General features: G+C 57.6%; 7 protein-coding genes. 4 read left to right on the top strand and 3 right to left on the bottom strand.

Annotated features, from left to right (window positions below):
- Positions 1-37: 37 nt before the first annotated feature.
- From HPC62_RS10570 to HPC62_RS10585, 4 genes are all read left to right on the top strand, one after another.
- Positions 38-1,702 (top strand): glycosyltransferase family 39 protein, encoded by a 1,665-nt coding sequence (locus HPC62_RS10570; protein ID WP_172355483.1) that lies wholly within the window; start codon positions 38-40, stop codon positions 1,700-1,702.
- Positions 1,703-1,734: 32 nt separating this feature from the next.
- Entirely contained in the window at positions 1,735-3,471 is a 1,737-nt protein-coding gene (locus HPC62_RS10575) for a glycosyltransferase family 39 protein (protein ID WP_172355485.1), read from the top strand.
- A complete protein-coding gene (locus tag HPC62_RS10580) occupies positions 3,468-4,220 on the top strand; it encodes an aspartyl/asparaginyl beta-hydroxylase domain-containing protein (RefSeq protein ID WP_172355487.1) in 753 nt (250 codons plus the stop codon). Before HPC62_RS10575 ends, HPC62_RS10580 begins: the two co-directional genes overlap by 4 nt.
- Positions 4,221-4,283: 63 nt before the next feature.
- Entirely contained in the window at positions 4,284-5,516 is a 1,233-nt protein-coding gene (locus tag HPC62_RS10585) for a glycosyltransferase (RefSeq protein ID WP_172355489.1), read from the top strand.
- A 3-nt stretch (positions 5,517-5,519) separates the two neighbouring features.
- On the opposite strand, the gene HPC62_RS10590 is transcribed toward HPC62_RS10585, so the two are convergent.
- The 3 genes from HPC62_RS10590 to HPC62_RS10620 form a co-directional block, all read right to left on the bottom strand.
- Entirely contained in the window at positions 5,520-6,158 is a 639-nt protein-coding gene (locus tag HPC62_RS10590) for an acyloxyacyl hydrolase (protein ID WP_216655351.1), read from the bottom strand.
- Positions 6,159-6,576: 418 nt separating this feature from the next.
- Positions 6,577-14,739 (bottom strand): type I polyketide synthase, encoded by an 8,163-nt coding sequence (locus tag HPC62_RS23115; RefSeq protein ID WP_216655352.1) that lies wholly within the window; start codon positions 14,737-14,739, stop codon positions 6,577-6,579.
- Between the two features lie 193 nt (positions 14,740-14,932).
- Positions 14,933-16,126, bottom strand: a complete 1,194-nt coding sequence (locus HPC62_RS10620) for a 2-isopropylmalate synthase (RefSeq protein WP_172355491.1) — start codon at positions 16,124-16,126, stop codon at positions 14,933-14,935.
- Positions 16,127-16,263 lie beyond the last annotated feature (137 nt).

A 16,263-nucleotide genomic window follows, 5' to 3' on the forward strand; every position in this document is an offset into this window, starting at 1 on the left:
GGAATACTGTGAAGCAAGGAACACTGTGAAGCAAAGAATGTGGATCTCGAAACAGCAAATCTGGCAAGGGCTTGTGGTGCTAGCGGTGGTGCTAGCGGTGGTGCTAGGCATCCTGTTTCGGGGGTATGGGCTGGGCGATCGCGTGTATTGGGTGGATGAAGTCGCCACCTCGGTTCGCATTTCTGGCTACACCCGCGCCGAAGTCACCGCCCAACTCAGCGACGGCGTTCCTCGCACGCCCGCAGACCTCCAGCAGTTTTTGCATCCCGCCCCCGATTTGCCCTTAACCCAAGTCCTCCGTGCCCTGGCTCAAAGCCCCGAACACGCCCCGCTTTATTTCTTGCTAGCCCACGGCTGGACAAAACTTTGGGGCAGCAGCATAGTCGCCGTGCGATCGCTCTCGGTTCTGTTCAGCCTGATCTCACTTGCGCTCATCGGGCGACTGGCCAGCCAGTTGTTTAATTCTGCCACTGCCGGGGCGATCGCCACGATGTTGCTCGCTCTATCGCCCTTTTTCGTATCCTATGCCCAAGAAGCACGTCCCTACAGCCTGTGGAGCGTCACGCTGCTGTGGAGCAGTTTGGCGTTATGGAACGCGATGGGGTACGTGAAAGGGAGCATGAAACAGGACGTGAAACAGAACGTGAAGCAGAACGCCGTTGGGAACGAGATGCCGCATTCGCTTCGGCGCTGGTTGACCTATGGATTCAGCATGGCGGTGGGGCTGTATACGTCGCTGCTGACGGTGCTGGTGTTTCTGGGGCATGGGCTGTATGTGCTGGGAGTGGGCAGTTCGCAATGCGATCCGTCTCGGACTCGCGCTCAGCGGTGTGGGTTCCTCCAGGCAGCGACGCTGGCAGTCGGGCTATTTCTCCCGTGGGTGTTTGTCGTGCTGGGTCGCTGGGATACCCTGCAAGCTAATACTGAATGGATGCGCCAGCCAATGGGGGCGCTGTCGATGCTGGTGGTCTGGCTCTATAGTCTCGTCGTGCTGTTTTTTGACGCGCCTGTGGAACTGGGGCCAGTTTCGCTGGTGGCGGTCAAATTTCTCACTGCACTGCTCACCCTGGGGGCGATCGCCCTTGCGCTCCGGTGGACATTTCAGCAGCAGCATGTAGGAAGCTTCGTCGCCGCCCTGCTGCTGCCTGTTCCTGTGATTCTGGTGGCGCTGGATCTCATCCGTCAGGGCCAAGCCTCGGCCACATCGCGCTACCTCATCCCTGTCCAGCTTGCCGTACTAATTTCGGTAGCAGGCTGGCTCTCTGCGGGGCGTTCCTGGCAGCGCGGCGTTTTAGCCTTCCTGCTCACGGTCAGCTTTTCATCGGGTCTGTCCAACCTGCATCACATTCCCGACTATCAAAAATCTCGCAATCGCCACAACCCTGAAATCGCCGCCCTGGTGAATCAGCAGCCTTTACCCCAGATCGTTGCCGAGTCTCGCTATGCCCTCGATCTGGTATCCCTCAGCCAGTTCCTCAAACCCGATATCAGGGTTCAAATTCTGAGTCCTGCGTCCATGCCGCCGCAGCGATGTGAACCCTTCTTTCTGCTTAACCCATCTGCATCGCTCCAGCAGGACATTCAGCAGCGCGATCGCCCCCAGATTACCGAAGTTTTTCGCCCAAAAACCTTGACAGATTCAGACATTTATCTATCCCTCTGGCACGTTGAGAATCCCGATCGATCCTGTCCTTCTAGCTGAGTGATGTCGCTCCTCACTGCGTTCCTGTTGCGATGTTTCATGTAGCGCGATCGCCTCTCAAATTCCTGCAAAATCCGGGTCAAATCCTGGGACGATTGCTGGTATTCCTGATTCTGGCTGGCATCCTGTTTCGGGGGTATGGGCTGGGCGATCGCGTGTATTGGGTGGATGAAGTCGCCACCTCGGTTCGCATTTCTGGCTACACCCGCGCCGAAGTCACCGCCCAACTCAGCGACGGCGTTCCTCGCACGCCCGCAGACCTCCAGCAGTTTTTGCATCCCGCCCCCGATTTGCCCTTAACCCAAGTCCTCCGTGCCCTGGCTCAAAGCCCCGAACACGCCCCGCTTTATTTCTTGCTAGCCCACGGCTGGACAAAACTTTGGGGCAGCAGCATAGTCGCCGTGCGATCGCTCTCGGTTCTGTTCAGCCTGATCTCACTTGCGCTCATCGGGCGACTGGCCAGCCAGTTGTTTAATTCTGCCACTGCCGGGGCGATCGCCACGATGTTGCTCGCTCTATCGCCCTTTTTCGTATCCTATGCCCAAGAAGCACGTCCCTACAGCCTGTGGAGCGTCACGCTGCTGTGGAGCAGTTTGGCGTTATGGAACGCGATGGGGTACGTGAAAGGGAGCATGAAACAGGACGTGAAACAGAACGTGAAGCAGAACGCCGTTGGGAACGAGATGCCGCATTCGCTTCGGCGCTGGTTGACCTATGGATTCAGCATGGCGGTGGGGCTGTATACGTCGCTGCTGACGGTGCTGGTGTTTCTGGGGCATGGGCTATATGTGCTGAGAGTGGCCAGTTCGCGATGCGACCCGTCTCGGACTCGCGCTCAGCGGTGTGGGTTCCTCCAGGCAGCGGCGCTGGCAGTCGGGCTATTTCTCCCGTGGGTGTTTGTCGTGCTGGGTCGCTGGGATACCCTGCAAGCCAATACTGAATGGATGCGTCAGCCGATGGGCGTTTTGCCGCTGTTGGCAATCTGGCTCTACAACACCTCCATTTTGCTGTTTGACGTACCCGCCACGCTGTCCCCCGACCTGCCGACCGTCGCCAAACTGCTGACCTCCATGCTGCTGGTGCTGCTGCTGGCGATCGCCCTCCGCCATCTCGTCCGCCGCAGACCACGCCCGGTCTGGGGATTTGTCGTGCTGTTTGCCCTGACGATTCCTGCCCTGCTGCTGGGGCTAGATGTTGTCCGCAATAGCCAGCTTTCCACGGCTGCCCGCTATTTGCTGCCGTTTCACCTGGGTATGATTTTGGTGCTGTCTTCTTACCTCACTGACTCACTCTGCGCCAAATCCCCCTCTCGGCGGCGATTTGGGCGGGGGCTGATGCTTTGCCTGGTTGCCCTGTGCTTTCTGTCCTACGGCTTCCAACTTCAGCAGCCGCCCAAGTACCAGAAAAGTCGCAATCTGCACAATCGGGCGATCGCCGCGTTGATTAACCAAACTACTGGCCAGACCCTTCCCCCCCGCCTGATTGCCGAACCTGCCCAGGCGCTGGATCTGGTCTCCCTCAGTCTCGACTTGCAGCCCCAAACGCAGATCCAGGTGATTGCCTCGATAGGCGAGAATTGGAGGGGCGATCGCCTATTATTAGAACCGTGCCAGCCTGTGTTTTTTTTGAATCCTTCAGCAGCGTTAATCACCCGCATTCAAACTGAAACAAACCAACCCGTTCAAGAAACCTATCGTCCCCAAAAACTAGTCCCCAATGAACTGGCTCTGTCGCTCTGGAAAGTTAACCAACCTTGCTCTTCTCCATGATTATGAAATCCTTAATCGATCAATTCCAGAAACAGCATAAAGCCTTTGTGGTTCATCAAGGGGAAAAGCTGGTTAGAAGCTTAGAGGATCTAATTGCGAAGTATTCTGCTGTTGGTGACGGGGCTTTTTTTGAAGTTCAGCAATTTCCCTGGGCTGGCCTTCTAGAAACAAACTGGAAAACGATTCGAGCAGAGTTAGACAATCTGCTGAAAGACGTGTATTCCATTCCCAATTTTCAAGACATCTCTACGGATCAGATCAGCATCACTCAGGACAATCTGTGGAAGACCTACTTTCTCTATGGTTATGGCTACAAAGCAGAGCAAAACTGCCTGCGCTGCCCCGAAACGACGCGCCTAGTTGAACAGATTCCTGGCATGAAAACGGCATTCTTTTCTATCCTGCTGCCCCATAAAACCATCCCAGAACATCGCGGCCCCTATAAGGGATTGTTGCGCTATCACTTGGGGCTAAAAGTACCCGCAGCGGCAGAGCAGTGCGGCATTCGGGTGGGCAGCGGAGTGAGCCACTGGCAGGAGGGAAAAAGCCTGATTTTTGACGATACGTTTCCTCATTCCGCCTGGAATCATACAGATGACATGCGCGTAATTTTGTTTGTTGATTTCATCCGTCCAATGCGTGCGCCCGTATCCTGGTTCAATCAGTTTATGATCCAACTGATTGCCTGGTCGCCCTATGTACAGAGCGGTCGCAAAAATCTTTTAGAGTGGGAAGCCAGGCAGAAATAATCGACCCAAACCAGTGACAAGAGTGACAAGGCTTAATAATTAACTTAACAGCTAAATTTATATATGAAAATTGCAATTCTTACGTCTGGCTTTCTGCCCGTAATCGATGGGGTGACAGTCACTCTCCTCCACAGATTGAAGCGACTGAGCGAGTTGGGTCATCAGGTCTTAGTGTTTTGTCCAAGCTATGAATTGCTGGAATCGATCTATCCAAATTGGGCAGACTATACAGGACATTTTTTGCCTGGTGTAGAAGTTATCAATTTGCCAAGCACCTCATTTATGGGGGTTGAGTTTGAGCGCAATGTTACCTCAACATCCTATGATCTTGTGCTGCCAAGATTGGCGCAATTTCAGCCTGATGTTATTCATGTGGATGAACCCGATCGCCTCTTTCTTGGCTTTGGCAAAATTCCGGCGATCGCCCATGCGAAGACGCACCAGATCCCCTGCACCAGCTTCTATCACACCAATTTCTTGGAATATATTGACGACTTTTTTCCGCTGCCAGCCCCGCTGCAAACCTTAGTGAGGTGGCTTTGCAAAGTGTTCATTACTCAGCGGGTATTCAACGCCTATGATGTGACGCTAACGGGCAGCAAAACCACCTATGAAAAGCTGCAAAAACTGGGGATTAGGAATGCACTATACGAAGAATTGCTGGGCGTTGATCTAGCTGTCTTTAGCCCGAACCTCCGGCAGGAACTATTTTTTGAAAAGACCTATGGAATCGAAGTGGGCGATCGCACAAAACTTCTTTTCCTAGGGCGATTAACCCCAGACAAGGGCTGGAAATTCACGCTGAAAGCAGTTCCAAAGTTAGTCCAAAAACTGGGTTCAAATCGCATCTCGCTGCTGATTGCGGGGGATGGCGAACTGCGGGATACCATCCGTCAATCGCTAACGGGCGTGGTCGATTTTCACCTGCTGGGTCGCGTGTCTCCAAATCAGATTCCTGCGCTTATGGCAAATAGTGATATCCACGTCACAACCTCCAAGAAGGAAACCAAAGGGCTGACGCTGTTTGAAGCTTTTGCTGCTAGAATTCCCGTTGTTGCTCCAGCGGCAGGCGGTGTTCTGGACAGCATTCAGCCCGGAGTTAACGGTCTGCTCTATAAGCCAGACAACACGGCCGATTTTGTCGAAAAACTTCAGTTGCTTATCGAAGACCCAGACCTGCGGCAACGCCTGGGGCAGCAGGCGCGAGACTGGGTGCAGCCCTACGGTTGGGATCAGGCAGTCGATCGCCTGGTCAGCCTTTGGGCTTCGCGCCTGCCTGTTGCTACCAGCCCCTAATCCTCAGCGCGGCCACATATAGCCGACGTAGAGTAGAATGCTGTCGCGTCCGGGGTTTGGTGGGTATAGCTCGGCGTTGGAAATGTGGTGCCAGCGCAGCCCTACCATGAGGTGTTCCTGGTCTCGCATTCGGAAGGTTGCACCGCCGCCGACCTGGGGCGTGAAGTTGAACTGCGATCCACCCTCTGCGGGCACGTCTTCACTGGTGACCAGAAACCCTGCGCCGCCATCCACGTATAGCGACCAGGTGTCTTCTCGTACAAAGTGCCAGCGCAGGATCAGCCCAAGATTGAGACCCACCGCATCGTCTCCTGGCTGAATGAACTTGAGCTTATTCAATTCCAGGTTAATGCTGTGCCCGTGGGCAAAGAAGTCCGTAATGCCTGCGCCCGCCAGCCCAAACGCTGCAAAGCCGTCATCATCTGGATCGAAGGAAATGGACGGCCCTGCCTGCACGTACCAGTAATTTTGCCCAACGGCTCCAAAGCGTTCCGGGGCGGATGGTGCGGCTGGCTCAGCTTGGGCGATCGCCCTCCCGTCTGCATCTGGCTCCGGTGGGTAGTCGGCAGTAGCGGCCAATTCGGATGGCAACGGCGCTTCCATATTCAGCAAATCCGCCGCCTGGTAAGACGTAAGCGGCATCGGACTCTCCGCAATCGCATCAGTTGAATCTGGTGGAAGCAAGAATTCCGTCGATGCGGCGGGCAGCAACGCAGATGGAGAAGATTCAACCAATGCGGGGATAGAAGCTGGGGAAATATCGTCTTGGGGTAATGCTTCCTGGGAAAGGGCTGACATCGGAGAAAGCACGACAGCGCTCCACGATGTTGTCAGAATTAGCGCGGTGTAGGAAATCCTAGAAGAAACAGACTGGTGATTCAAAGAGGAGGCTCTTACAAGGTTATTAGGAATAGAAAATGTCATTTTTTTGATGGGTTTTGGATCTGCTCACGCTCAGCTTTTGAGAGTTGCTGTAAGCTCTGAATTCACGTTTTTGGAACAAGAGCATGAACAGTGCGGGTCATAGCCTGACATTAGGTGGGGTTAGAAATTTAACTAACTAAGAATTCAATCGCGAAATCTCCTTGGCGATCGCCGATACAGTAAGGTGAATTTGCTCCTCCGTATGTAAACAAGACAAAAAGAACCGCAAACGAGCGCGATCGTAGGGCACCGAGGGATAGACCATCGGCTGCACATGAATCCTATGCTGCATTATGCGGTGACAAAGCTGAATCGCTCGCTGGGAGTCGCCGATGATGACCGGAATAATCGGCGTGTCTGCACTGCTGCCCGTGTTCAGTGCGTGGTCTTGTGCGAGGTGGAGGAATAGCTGCGATCGCGCTCTGAGCCGCTGAACTCGCTCTGGCTCCCGTTGCAGCAGTCGCAGCGAGGCGAGGGCGGCTGCCGTGTTCGCAGGAGTCATGCCCACGCTGTACACAAAACCAGGAGCCGTATATTTTAGGTACTCCACCAGCGCATTGCTGCCCGCAATGTAGCCGCCGCAGCTTGCAAACGACTTGCTCAGCGTTCCCATCCACAGATCCACGTCGCGGGCTGCAATGCCAAAATGTTCTCCAATGCCGCGACCGCTCTGCCCCAACACGCCAATGGAGTGCGCCTCGTCCACCAGCAGGAAGGTTTTGAAACGCTTTTTCAGCGCCACAATGTCTGGCAAGGGAGCGATGTCGCCATCCGCGCTGTAGATGCCTTCAATGGCAATCAGCACTTTTTCATAGCGCAGACGATGCTGGGACAACAGGTGTTCGAGCGATCGCCAATCGTTGTGCGGAAATTCCATCAGCGTCGCCCCTGCCAATTTGCAGCCCTCGCGGATGCTGTTGTGGCTGAGGGCATCGTAGAGGATCAAGTCTTGGCGACCAAACAGATGCCCGATGGTCGTTACGTTTGTGGCGTGGCCCCCAACGAACAGCAGACAATCCTCAGTATCCAAAAACCGAGCAATTTCCTGTTCTAGCTCTCGGTGGAAAGGGCGTTCGCCTGACAGGACGCGACTGGCGGAAACCGACGTGCCATATTCCTGCACCGCAGCAATCGCCGCCTGGGTCACAATCGGATCACCGGACATGCCCAGGTAGTTATAGCTGGCGTAGCTAATGAATGTTTTTTCATGAATCTCAGTGGTGTCGCGGGAAATCCCAGTATGCTGCATGAAAAAGGGGTTTCCGAGTTCTTCTACTCGATTCAATTCCTGTCGCAGGTTCTGATACTCAGGCGTGAGATGAAAGTGATAATAGGATTCTGGAACCTCAAGATTTTCTGATTCAGAATGAGCGATTAGATTTGAACCTAGATTTGAACCCGACGCATCCGGCTGAGGGGTATAGAGGCTGCTGTTCCCGACTCGATCGGCGGAAATACTTGCATTCGTCAGTCCGTTCAGGTTGGTGTTCTCCTGATTTGTCCTAGAGGGTGGCGAATCTGACTGTTCAGGGTGCTGCAAGGACGAGGGCGATCGCCCGTCTTCTCCTTCTCTGGCGGTCGTTTCCGTTGCGGCAAGGTCTGTGGCTGTGGCAATGGCAAGGTCTGTGGCTGTGGCAATGTCCATTGCAATAGACTGCCCGGTTTGGGCGATCGCCTGCCGTGTTGTGACTACTCCTTTCCCCGCAGCGGTATCGTCTTGAAACAGCGTTGTGGCCAGATGCTCCGCCAGGGCAGCCACGCTGGAATGGTCGAGCAGCAGCGCTTGCGAAATGGAGAAGCCCAGCCCTGCCTGGAGTCGGTTGGTGAATTCCACCGCCATCAGCGAATCCATCCCCAAGTCCGAAAACTGATCGTGAATGTCAATCAGTTCCGGTGCGCTAAAGCCCAGGACTTTGGCCAACTGCTGCTGGATAAACTGCTGCAATCGCTCCAGACGATTCGCAACGTGATCCATCCCGGAATCGCCCGCCTGCTGCAAGCTTTGCAAGAGCGGAGAGGCCGCAGGGGTGGCAACGGGGGCGGCGGGTAGCACGCGCTCAAAAAAAGGCGATAGTTCCTGTCCTGCCTGGGCTGCGCGAAACCTGGCCCAATCGATGGGCAACACGCCCGCCTGCACCGGGTTTTGCCGCAATAGCTCAGCCAACAGTGGCATCCCCTGCGCGGGCGAAATCAGCCTCATGCCCTGAGCTTCGAGCCGCTGTCGCTCTCGTTCCATCAGTTGCATAGACATGCCCGCGGCCCAGGCTCCCCAGTTGACGCTGAGGCCCGGCAGCCCCAACTGGCGGCGATGATGCATCAGGCTGTCCAGCGCTGCATTGGCAGCGGCGTAGTTGGTCTGACCCGCCGAACCCAGCAGCGCCGCCGCTGACGAGAAGCAGACGAAGAAATCCAAATCGTGCGATCGCGTCAGTTCATGCAGGTTCCAGGCTCCCTGCACCTTGGGAGCCAGCACCGCCTGAAAGCGCTCCCATGTCTGGTTTTGCAGGATGCCGTCGTCCAGCACGCCGGCCGCGTGAACCACGCCCCGCAGCGGTAGGGGACAGCGTTCTAGCAGAGGGGCGATCGCCCCCGGTTCTGCCACATCTGCCTGGGTTGGGATGACGGACACTCCGTGGGCTTTCAGGTCGTCGATCCAGGCTTGGGCGATCGCCGAGGGAGCCTTGCGCCCCACCAGCAGCAGGCTCTTTGCCCCCTGCTCCAGCAGCCATTGCGCCGTGAGTTGGCCCAGCGCCCCCAGCCCGCCCGTAATCAGATAAGTTCCATCGGGGCGAACCGCAGGCTGCTGGGGCAGCACGGGCGGCAGCGTCATCACCACCTTGCCGATGTGCTTTGCCTGGGCCATGTAGCGAAAGGCAGTCGGCGCTTCGGCAATCTCAAACACCGTGTGCTTGAGCGGCTGCAACGCTTCCCGCTGGAACTGGTCGGTCAGTTCGTTTAGCAGCGCCGCAATGTAGTCTGGCTGCGCCTGCGACACCTCCAGCAAGTCAAACGAAAAATAGTCCACATCGGGGCGCAGGGCGCGAACCTGCTCCGATGTCCAGATGCCGAGCTTGCCGATTTCGACGAAGCGACCCTTGGGCGACAGCAGTTCCAGGCTGCGGGGAATGTAGTCTTCGTTGAGGCTATTCAGCACCACGTCCACGCCCTGTCCGTTCGTGACTTTGGCGATCTGGTCGGCAAACGCCAGTGTGCGCGAATCAAACACATGCTGCACGCCGAGAGACTTGAGGAAGTCCTGTTTGGGTGCGCTGGCCGTGGCGTAGACCTCTGCACCAAGGCGCAGGGCAAGCTGAACTGCGGCCAGACCCACCCCGCCCGCTGCGGCATGAATCAGGATGCGTTCGCCCTTTTGCAGCTTTGCTAACTGGCAGAGTCCGTGAACCGCTGTCAGAAACGCCGTCGGAATCGTTGCTGCTTCTGCAAAGGTGAGGGATCTGGGCTTCGGCGCAACCCATTTCGCATTTACGGTGACATGCTGCCCCAGGCTGCCAATTGCTTGTGCGGCCATCACCTCGTCGCCCACACGGAATGCCGTTACGCCTTCGCCCAGGGACACCACCGTCCCTGCACACTCGCCGCCAAAGGGCACTGCGTCCGCCGTGGCAAAGCCCATATGCTCCAGATAGGGCTGGAGCATTCCCAGGGCGTTCAGTACGTCGCGGAAGTTTACGCCTGCCGCCCGCACCAAGATCTCCACTTCACCAGGGCCGGGCGATCGCCGCTGGCAGGGCATCAGCGTCAGGTGATCCAGCACGCCGTATTGTGTCAAGCCCAGGCGAAATGAGGGCGCAGCGGGAATCGTCAGGGCGGGCTTTGCCAGATCTGGACTCAGCCGCGCCCCGTAGCGAGTGCCCTGGCGATAGGCGATTTGGTCTTCCGCATCGGTCTGGTGCAATGCCGCTAGCAGGGTCTTGGCGGGGTCTGGGTCTACCACATCCAGGTCGATGCAGGTGCAGCGCAGGTCGGGCTGTTCCTGGCGCAGCGATCGCCCCAATCCCCACAGCGCCGCCGCAGGGACGTGGGTGGGCGGGTCAGATGGGGCAATTGCCTGTGTTCCCGCCGTGACGATCCACAACCGGGGCGTGGGGGATTTTTGAACGGCATTGAGCGCCTGCACCAGATGCAGCACACCGCCGCAAAGCTGGGTGCAGGTTTGGGTTAGCGTTTGGCCCGTGCTGGACGGTTCCGCATCCAGTCCCCACAGGTACACCACATCGGTCACCGGGGCGATCGCCACCTGTTCTGCAATGCGTTGCTGCATCTCTTCGGCATCCAGCGGATTCATGCTGTTTGCCGAAGTCCCATCCGACCCCCAATCCGCAAACAGCAGTGATGCGCGATTCCCGAAGGGATTGCTATGCGAATCGCCCTGCTGGGTCAGAAGTTCTGCAAGCTGTTGGCCAATCTTTTGGCGATCGCTCAGAATCATCCACTGGCGGGATTGAGCCGATGCAGGTGCAGGCTGAGGATCATTCCCGTCCGCCTGCCAGTCTAGGGTATAGATCCATTCCGTTTGCAGTTCTGTGGAGTGGGCCGGATCACGTTCTACAACCTGCGAAGATCCTGTGCTGCCGGCCAGCCGCAGAAGCGACATTTCGCCGACGCGATGCAGGGTCAGTCCCGTGATCTCAGCCACGAGTTCGCTATTCGGATTGAGAATCTGTAAATCCGCAGCCAGGGGCAATGCGGCTTCGCTGGTCTGATGCCAATGCCCGCCGTTTTCCGGTGGAGCCATAGCGCGAACCTGCCGTACCCAACTCCAGACCGTGGACTGGGCCGGAACCCCCAGCCGCAGCGATTCGATGCCCGTAGGTAAGTAAGTTCCGGCGGCACTGTCCAGCCCGCAGGCAGCCGCCACCGTTTGAAAACAGCCGTCCAGAAGTGCGGGATGCAGATGGTACGCCGCCGCCTCAGTCCCCAGCGTATCCGGCAGGTGCAGACGAGCCAGGGCAGCGCCCTCGCCCTGCCAGAGTTGCTGAATCACCTGAAACGCAGGGCTATAGTTCAGGTGTTGCTGGCGCAACTGGGCGTAATAGTCCAGCGGGGCGATCGCCTGCTGACGAAATTGCGCCTGGATCTCTGCCAGCGCAGGGCCGGAACTCAACGGCTGACCTGCTGCCAAAAAGCCCGTGACATGGCGCGTCCATGCCTCCGACTCGGCGTTCAGGCTCAAGAGTTGGAACCGATAGCCGCCTGCTTCTGGCGACAGCACCAGTTGCAGCGGGGTGGCAGCCGCCGACAGCCGCAGCGCTTGCTCAATGCGAACCTGAGTCAGTTCCACTGGGGATAGCCCCACGGCCCGACCCGCGGCGATCGCCATTTCTGCATAGGCGGCGGCGGGAAAGACGGGCTGCGTGGCAATCCGATGATCCGCAAGATAGGCGGGTGCATCGGCGCTGACTTGCGCTTCAAACCGGATGTCGCTGGTGCCGCCCAGTCGCAGCCGTTCGCCCAGCAGGGGATGCAGCCCTAGAGAACGCGGGCGACTGGGTACAGGCGGGCTGACTGATCCAGACGGGCGATCCGGCTGCCACCAGTAGCGCTGTCGCTGGAATGGGTAGGTCGGCAGGTTGGGAATCCGTCGGGCAGAGGGAGGGGCGATCGCCTGCCCATCGATATCCACGCCGCGAACATACAGTTCTCCCAGGCTGCTGAGCAGCGTTTGCCAGTCGTCTTGCCCTGGTCGCAGGCTCGGCAGCCAGAGCATGGTTTTCGCCAAATCGGGATCGCCGGCCTGCACGCACAGCCGTCCCATGCCCAGCAGAATCGGCTTTGCGCCGATCTCCAGCAGCACGCCACAGCCCTGCTGCTGCAAGGTGTCCATGCCCTGCCTAAATCGCACGGGCTGGCAAATGTGTTGAACCCAGTAGTCGGGCGTGGCAATGTCCGTAGTCATAAAATCGCCCGTCACGTTGGAAATTAGCGGAATGTGCGGACTGTGGTAAGCAACGGTATTCGCAACCTGGGCAAACTCCGCCAGCATGGGCGACATCAGCGGCGAGTGGAAGGCATGGGAGACATTCAGCGGCGTGGTTTTGATGCCTTCAGCGGCGAGTTGAGCGGTGAGCTTTGCCAGGGCCATTTTCTCGCCGGAGACGACCGTAGACTGCGGGCCATTGAGAGCGGCGATCGCCACCGTTTCTGCCGTCCCCAGCCGCGCCGCCACTGTTTCTGCATCCGCCATCACCGCCACCATGCCGCCGCCCTGCGGGAGAGCCTGCATCAGCCGGCCCCGCGCCGCCACCAGCCGCAGCGCATCCTCCAGGCTAAACACTCCGGCAATGCAGGCCGCCACATACTCGCCAATGCTGTGGCCCATGACCACCGCAGGCTGTACGCCCCACGACTGCCACAGCGTCGCTAGGGCATATTCCAACACAAACAGGGCTGGCTGGGTGTAGGCGGTCTGATCGATCCAGTCGGCGGCTTCGGAAGCCTGGTCTGGCGCGGGATACAGCACCGACAGGAGGGGACGCTTAAGCTGCGGCTCCAGCAGTTTCGCGGCTTTGTCTACCGTTTGGCGAAAGAGCGGCTGTGTTTGGTAGAGCGATCGCCCCATATCCACCGCCTGCGACCCCTGCCCCGTAAACAGAAACGCCACCTCTGTAGCTGCTTGAGAAGCCACACCGTAGGTGAGATTGGCCGTTTCCTGGCGCTGGGCAAAGGCTCGAAGCTGCTGCTGCATCTGCACAGGAGACGCTGCCACCAGCGCCAGCCGATGGGAAAAGCGCGATCGCCCGGTGTTTGCCGTAAAGCACAAACTGTCCAAATCCGTCTCTGGGTGATTCGTCAGGTATTCGCCATAGCGGTGCGCGAGCTGTCGCAGGGCAGTTTCGCTTTTGGCGGAGAGGATCAGCAGATACGGCGGGCGATCGCCTTCCGATTCACGTTCCAATAGCGCATCGATCTGCTTCTTTTTTGAGTTTTTGTTTAGCTTCTTGCTTACCTTCTTATTTATCTTCTTAGGGGCATTCTTAGCCCCATTCTGTTCAGCAGGCGGCGGTGCTTCCTGCATGACGATATGCGCGTTCGTGCCGCCAAAGCCGAAGGAATTCACTCCGGCGATCGCAGGGCTGGATTTCCACGGCGTTAACTCCGTCTGCACTCGCAGCGGCAGTGAGTCAAATCCAATTTGCGGATTGGGTGTTTGGCAATGGAGGCTAGGCGGAATTTGCCCCTGTTTCAGGCTGAGGGCGGCTTTAATCACCCCTGCTACGCCCGCTGCCGTTTCTGTATGCCCGATGTTGGACTTCACCGAACCCACCGCGCATAAGCTACCTGCCGGACGCTCCTCCGTTAGCACTCGGCCTAGCGCCGTGATTTCGATCGGGTCACCCAGTTTCGTACCCGTGCCGTGCGCTTCGATATATTGCACCTGCCCTGGGGAAATGCCCGCCCGCCGATAGGCCGCCCGCAGCACCCGCTCCTGCGCGTCTACATTCGGCGCGGCCATGCCGTTGCTGAACCCATCCTGATTTGCTGCCGTGCCCCGAATCACGGCATAAATCGGGTCGCCATCCGCCTGCGCCTGCGACAGGGGCTTCAGCAGCACCATCCCCGCCCCTTCGCTGCGGACGTAGCCATCGGCCCTGGCATCAAAGCTGCGGCAGCGCCCGCTGGTGGACATGAACCCGCCCCGCGCAAAGCCCAGCGTCACCGTCGGCAGCAGCAGCACATTCACGCCGCCCGCCAGCGCCATCGTCGATTCACCCGTCCACAGGCTTTGACAGGCCAGGTGAATGGCAATTAGCGAGGAAGAGCAAGCGGTATCCACCGACAGACTCGGCCCCTTCAGGTCAAAAAGGTAGGAGATCCGGTTGGCGGCGATGCAGTTGCCCGTGCCTGTGGTGAGATACGGGTCATCAATGGGGTCTTGCCACAGCATGATGGAATAGTCGTGCGTGCCGATGCCCACAAACACGCCCGTATCCGTTCCCCGCAGGCGCTCCGGCACAATGCCTGCATCCTCCATCGCCTCCCACGCCACCTCCAGCAAGAGCCGCTGCTGCGGGTCCATCGTGTTCACTTCGCGGGGCGCAATCCCAAAAAACAGCGGGTCGAACTGATCGACCTGTTCTAAAAAACCGCCCCACCGCAGACTGGCTCTGGCTGATTCTGTATTCGCCACTGCTTGAAACTGGTCTTTGTTCCACCGAGCGGGCGGTACTTCTGTGACGGCATCGACACCGTTTTTAAGCAACTGCCAAAAAGCGTCGGGAGAATCAGCGCCGGGGTAGCGACAGCCAATTCCAATAATTGCGATGGGTTCTGGGGGCATACGCGAGTCGGTCAGTGGACAGGTGAGTATAGAGAAGGGAGAATTTTGGGTTTTAGATTTTAGATTTTGGGTTTTATGTTAATTTCTCGGCTCAATTCTGTACAGAAAATAGCTGAAAATCTCGCATAGACAACAAATTAATTTAATGCTCCAAAATCGGCAGTCTAAAATCTAAAATCAGCCCTGGTTTGGCTTAGGCGGAATCGTAGGATTGTTCCTGGAGCCACTGGAGGATTTCATCGGTGGAAAACGAGCGGTTTTGCTGGATTGAAAGATTTTTAATATCCTGGCAGATCTGCTCGTACTTTTCTCGGTCGAGCGGCTTTTGCAGGCAGTGTTCAAACAAGTAGCGAATGTTGCTTACGCCGCTGTGTTTGCCGAACCAGATTTCGGGCTGCCCGTAGGGAAAAATGGCGTAGGAGAGGCGATCGCGCATTAGGGAATGCACATGAATCCCGGCTTCGTGACGCTGGGCCGCCTGCGAATAGGGCGGATAGGCCCGTGCGCCCAGTTGGTCAAGGTGCTGGCCGACGCGGGCGATCGCCTCATAGTCTATCCCCGCCACCTCCCAGCCAAACCGCAGCCGCAGCCCGTTTAGCACCTGCTCGATGGCCACATTGCCCGCCCGCTCCCCGATGCCGCCAAAGGTGCCAGAGATCCCCGCCGCCCCGGCCCGCACCGCCTGGATCGTGTTCTCCAGGGCCAGCCCCATGTCGTTGTGAAAATGCACAATCAGCGGCGCACAGCGGGCCGACGCGAGTAAATCGTGAATCCAGATGTAGGATTTTTCTGGCGTAAGGCAGCCCACCGTATCGCACAGCAAAAACTGCTCCAGGTAGGGCGAAAACTGGTTAATGCATTCCACCAAAAAATCAAAATCGGCGCGGCTGGCATCCTCCGCTGCAAAGCTAATTCGCAGTCCAAGCTGAGCCGCGTATTCCAAATGCTGGCGGACGCGACGGCACATATTTGCTCGCACCATCTGCACCTGAGCCGGGGTCGCCTTGATGCCGTTGAGCAGCGCTGCCTCCCGCGCCTGGCCGCCTTCCGCCACCTGCATCTCTGGGTCGCGCAGCAGCAGCAGCCGATCCGACACAGCATGAAACAAAATAATGTGCTGCACCCCCGTCGTTTGGGACTGCCAAATGCAGGCTTTGCTCATCATTGTGGAGGCCGCCAGTTGGCCCCCCAGCCCATCGGCTACCAGCGTTTTCGTCAACTGCTCCTCGACCGGGTGAACGGCGGGCATCAGGGCGAGCGAGTGAACCCCAGTGCTGGCGATTTCGTGGGCCAGCCTGCGCTTTATGTCTTTGCTAAAACAGACTCCGACCTGCTGCTCTCCGTCGCGGAGCGTTTCGTCGGCGATGATCAGGTGAATGGTCTCCATAGGATTGCAGGTCGGACTCGGTCCCAAGAAACAACAGCTACGGCGACAAAGTCCGCATCAGAAAAATCTGCATCAAAAAATCTGCCAGGACTTACGCACTTGCGATAAGCTCTTTGGGTTTTGGACGATTTCTCGCG

It is taken from the genome of Thermoleptolyngbya sichuanensis A183, from assembly GCF_013177315.1.
Taxonomy (GTDB): domain Bacteria; phylum Cyanobacteriota; class Cyanobacteriia; order Elainellales; family Elainellaceae; genus Thermoleptolyngbya; species Thermoleptolyngbya sichuanensis.

Bases quoted from the DNA above. Each gene is read 5' to 3' on its own strand.
- HPC62_RS10570 (WP_172355483.1), top strand. From the start codon at position 38: ATGTGGATCTCGAAACAGCAAATCTGGCAAGGGCTTGTGGTGCTAGCG.
- HPC62_RS10575 (WP_172355485.1), top strand. From the start codon at position 1,735: ATGTTTCATGTAGCGCGATCGCCTCTCAAATTCCTGCAAAATCCGGGT.
- HPC62_RS10580 (WP_172355487.1), top strand. From the start codon at position 3,468: ATGATTATGAAATCCTTAATCGATCAATTCCAGAAACAGCATAAAGCC.
- HPC62_RS10585 (WP_172355489.1), top strand. From the start codon at position 4,284: ATGAAAATTGCAATTCTTACGTCTGGCTTTCTGCCCGTAATCGATGGG.
- HPC62_RS10590 (WP_216655351.1), bottom strand. From the start codon at position 6,158: ATGCCGCTTACGTCTTACCAGGCGGCGGATTTGCTGAATATGGAAGCG.
- HPC62_RS23115 (WP_216655352.1), bottom strand. From the start codon at position 14,739: ATGCCCCCAGAACCCATCGCAATTATTGGAATTGGCTGTCGCTACCCC.
- HPC62_RS10620 (WP_172355491.1), bottom strand. From the start codon at position 16,126: ATGGAGACCATTCACCTGATCATCGCCGACGAAACGCTCCGCGACGGA.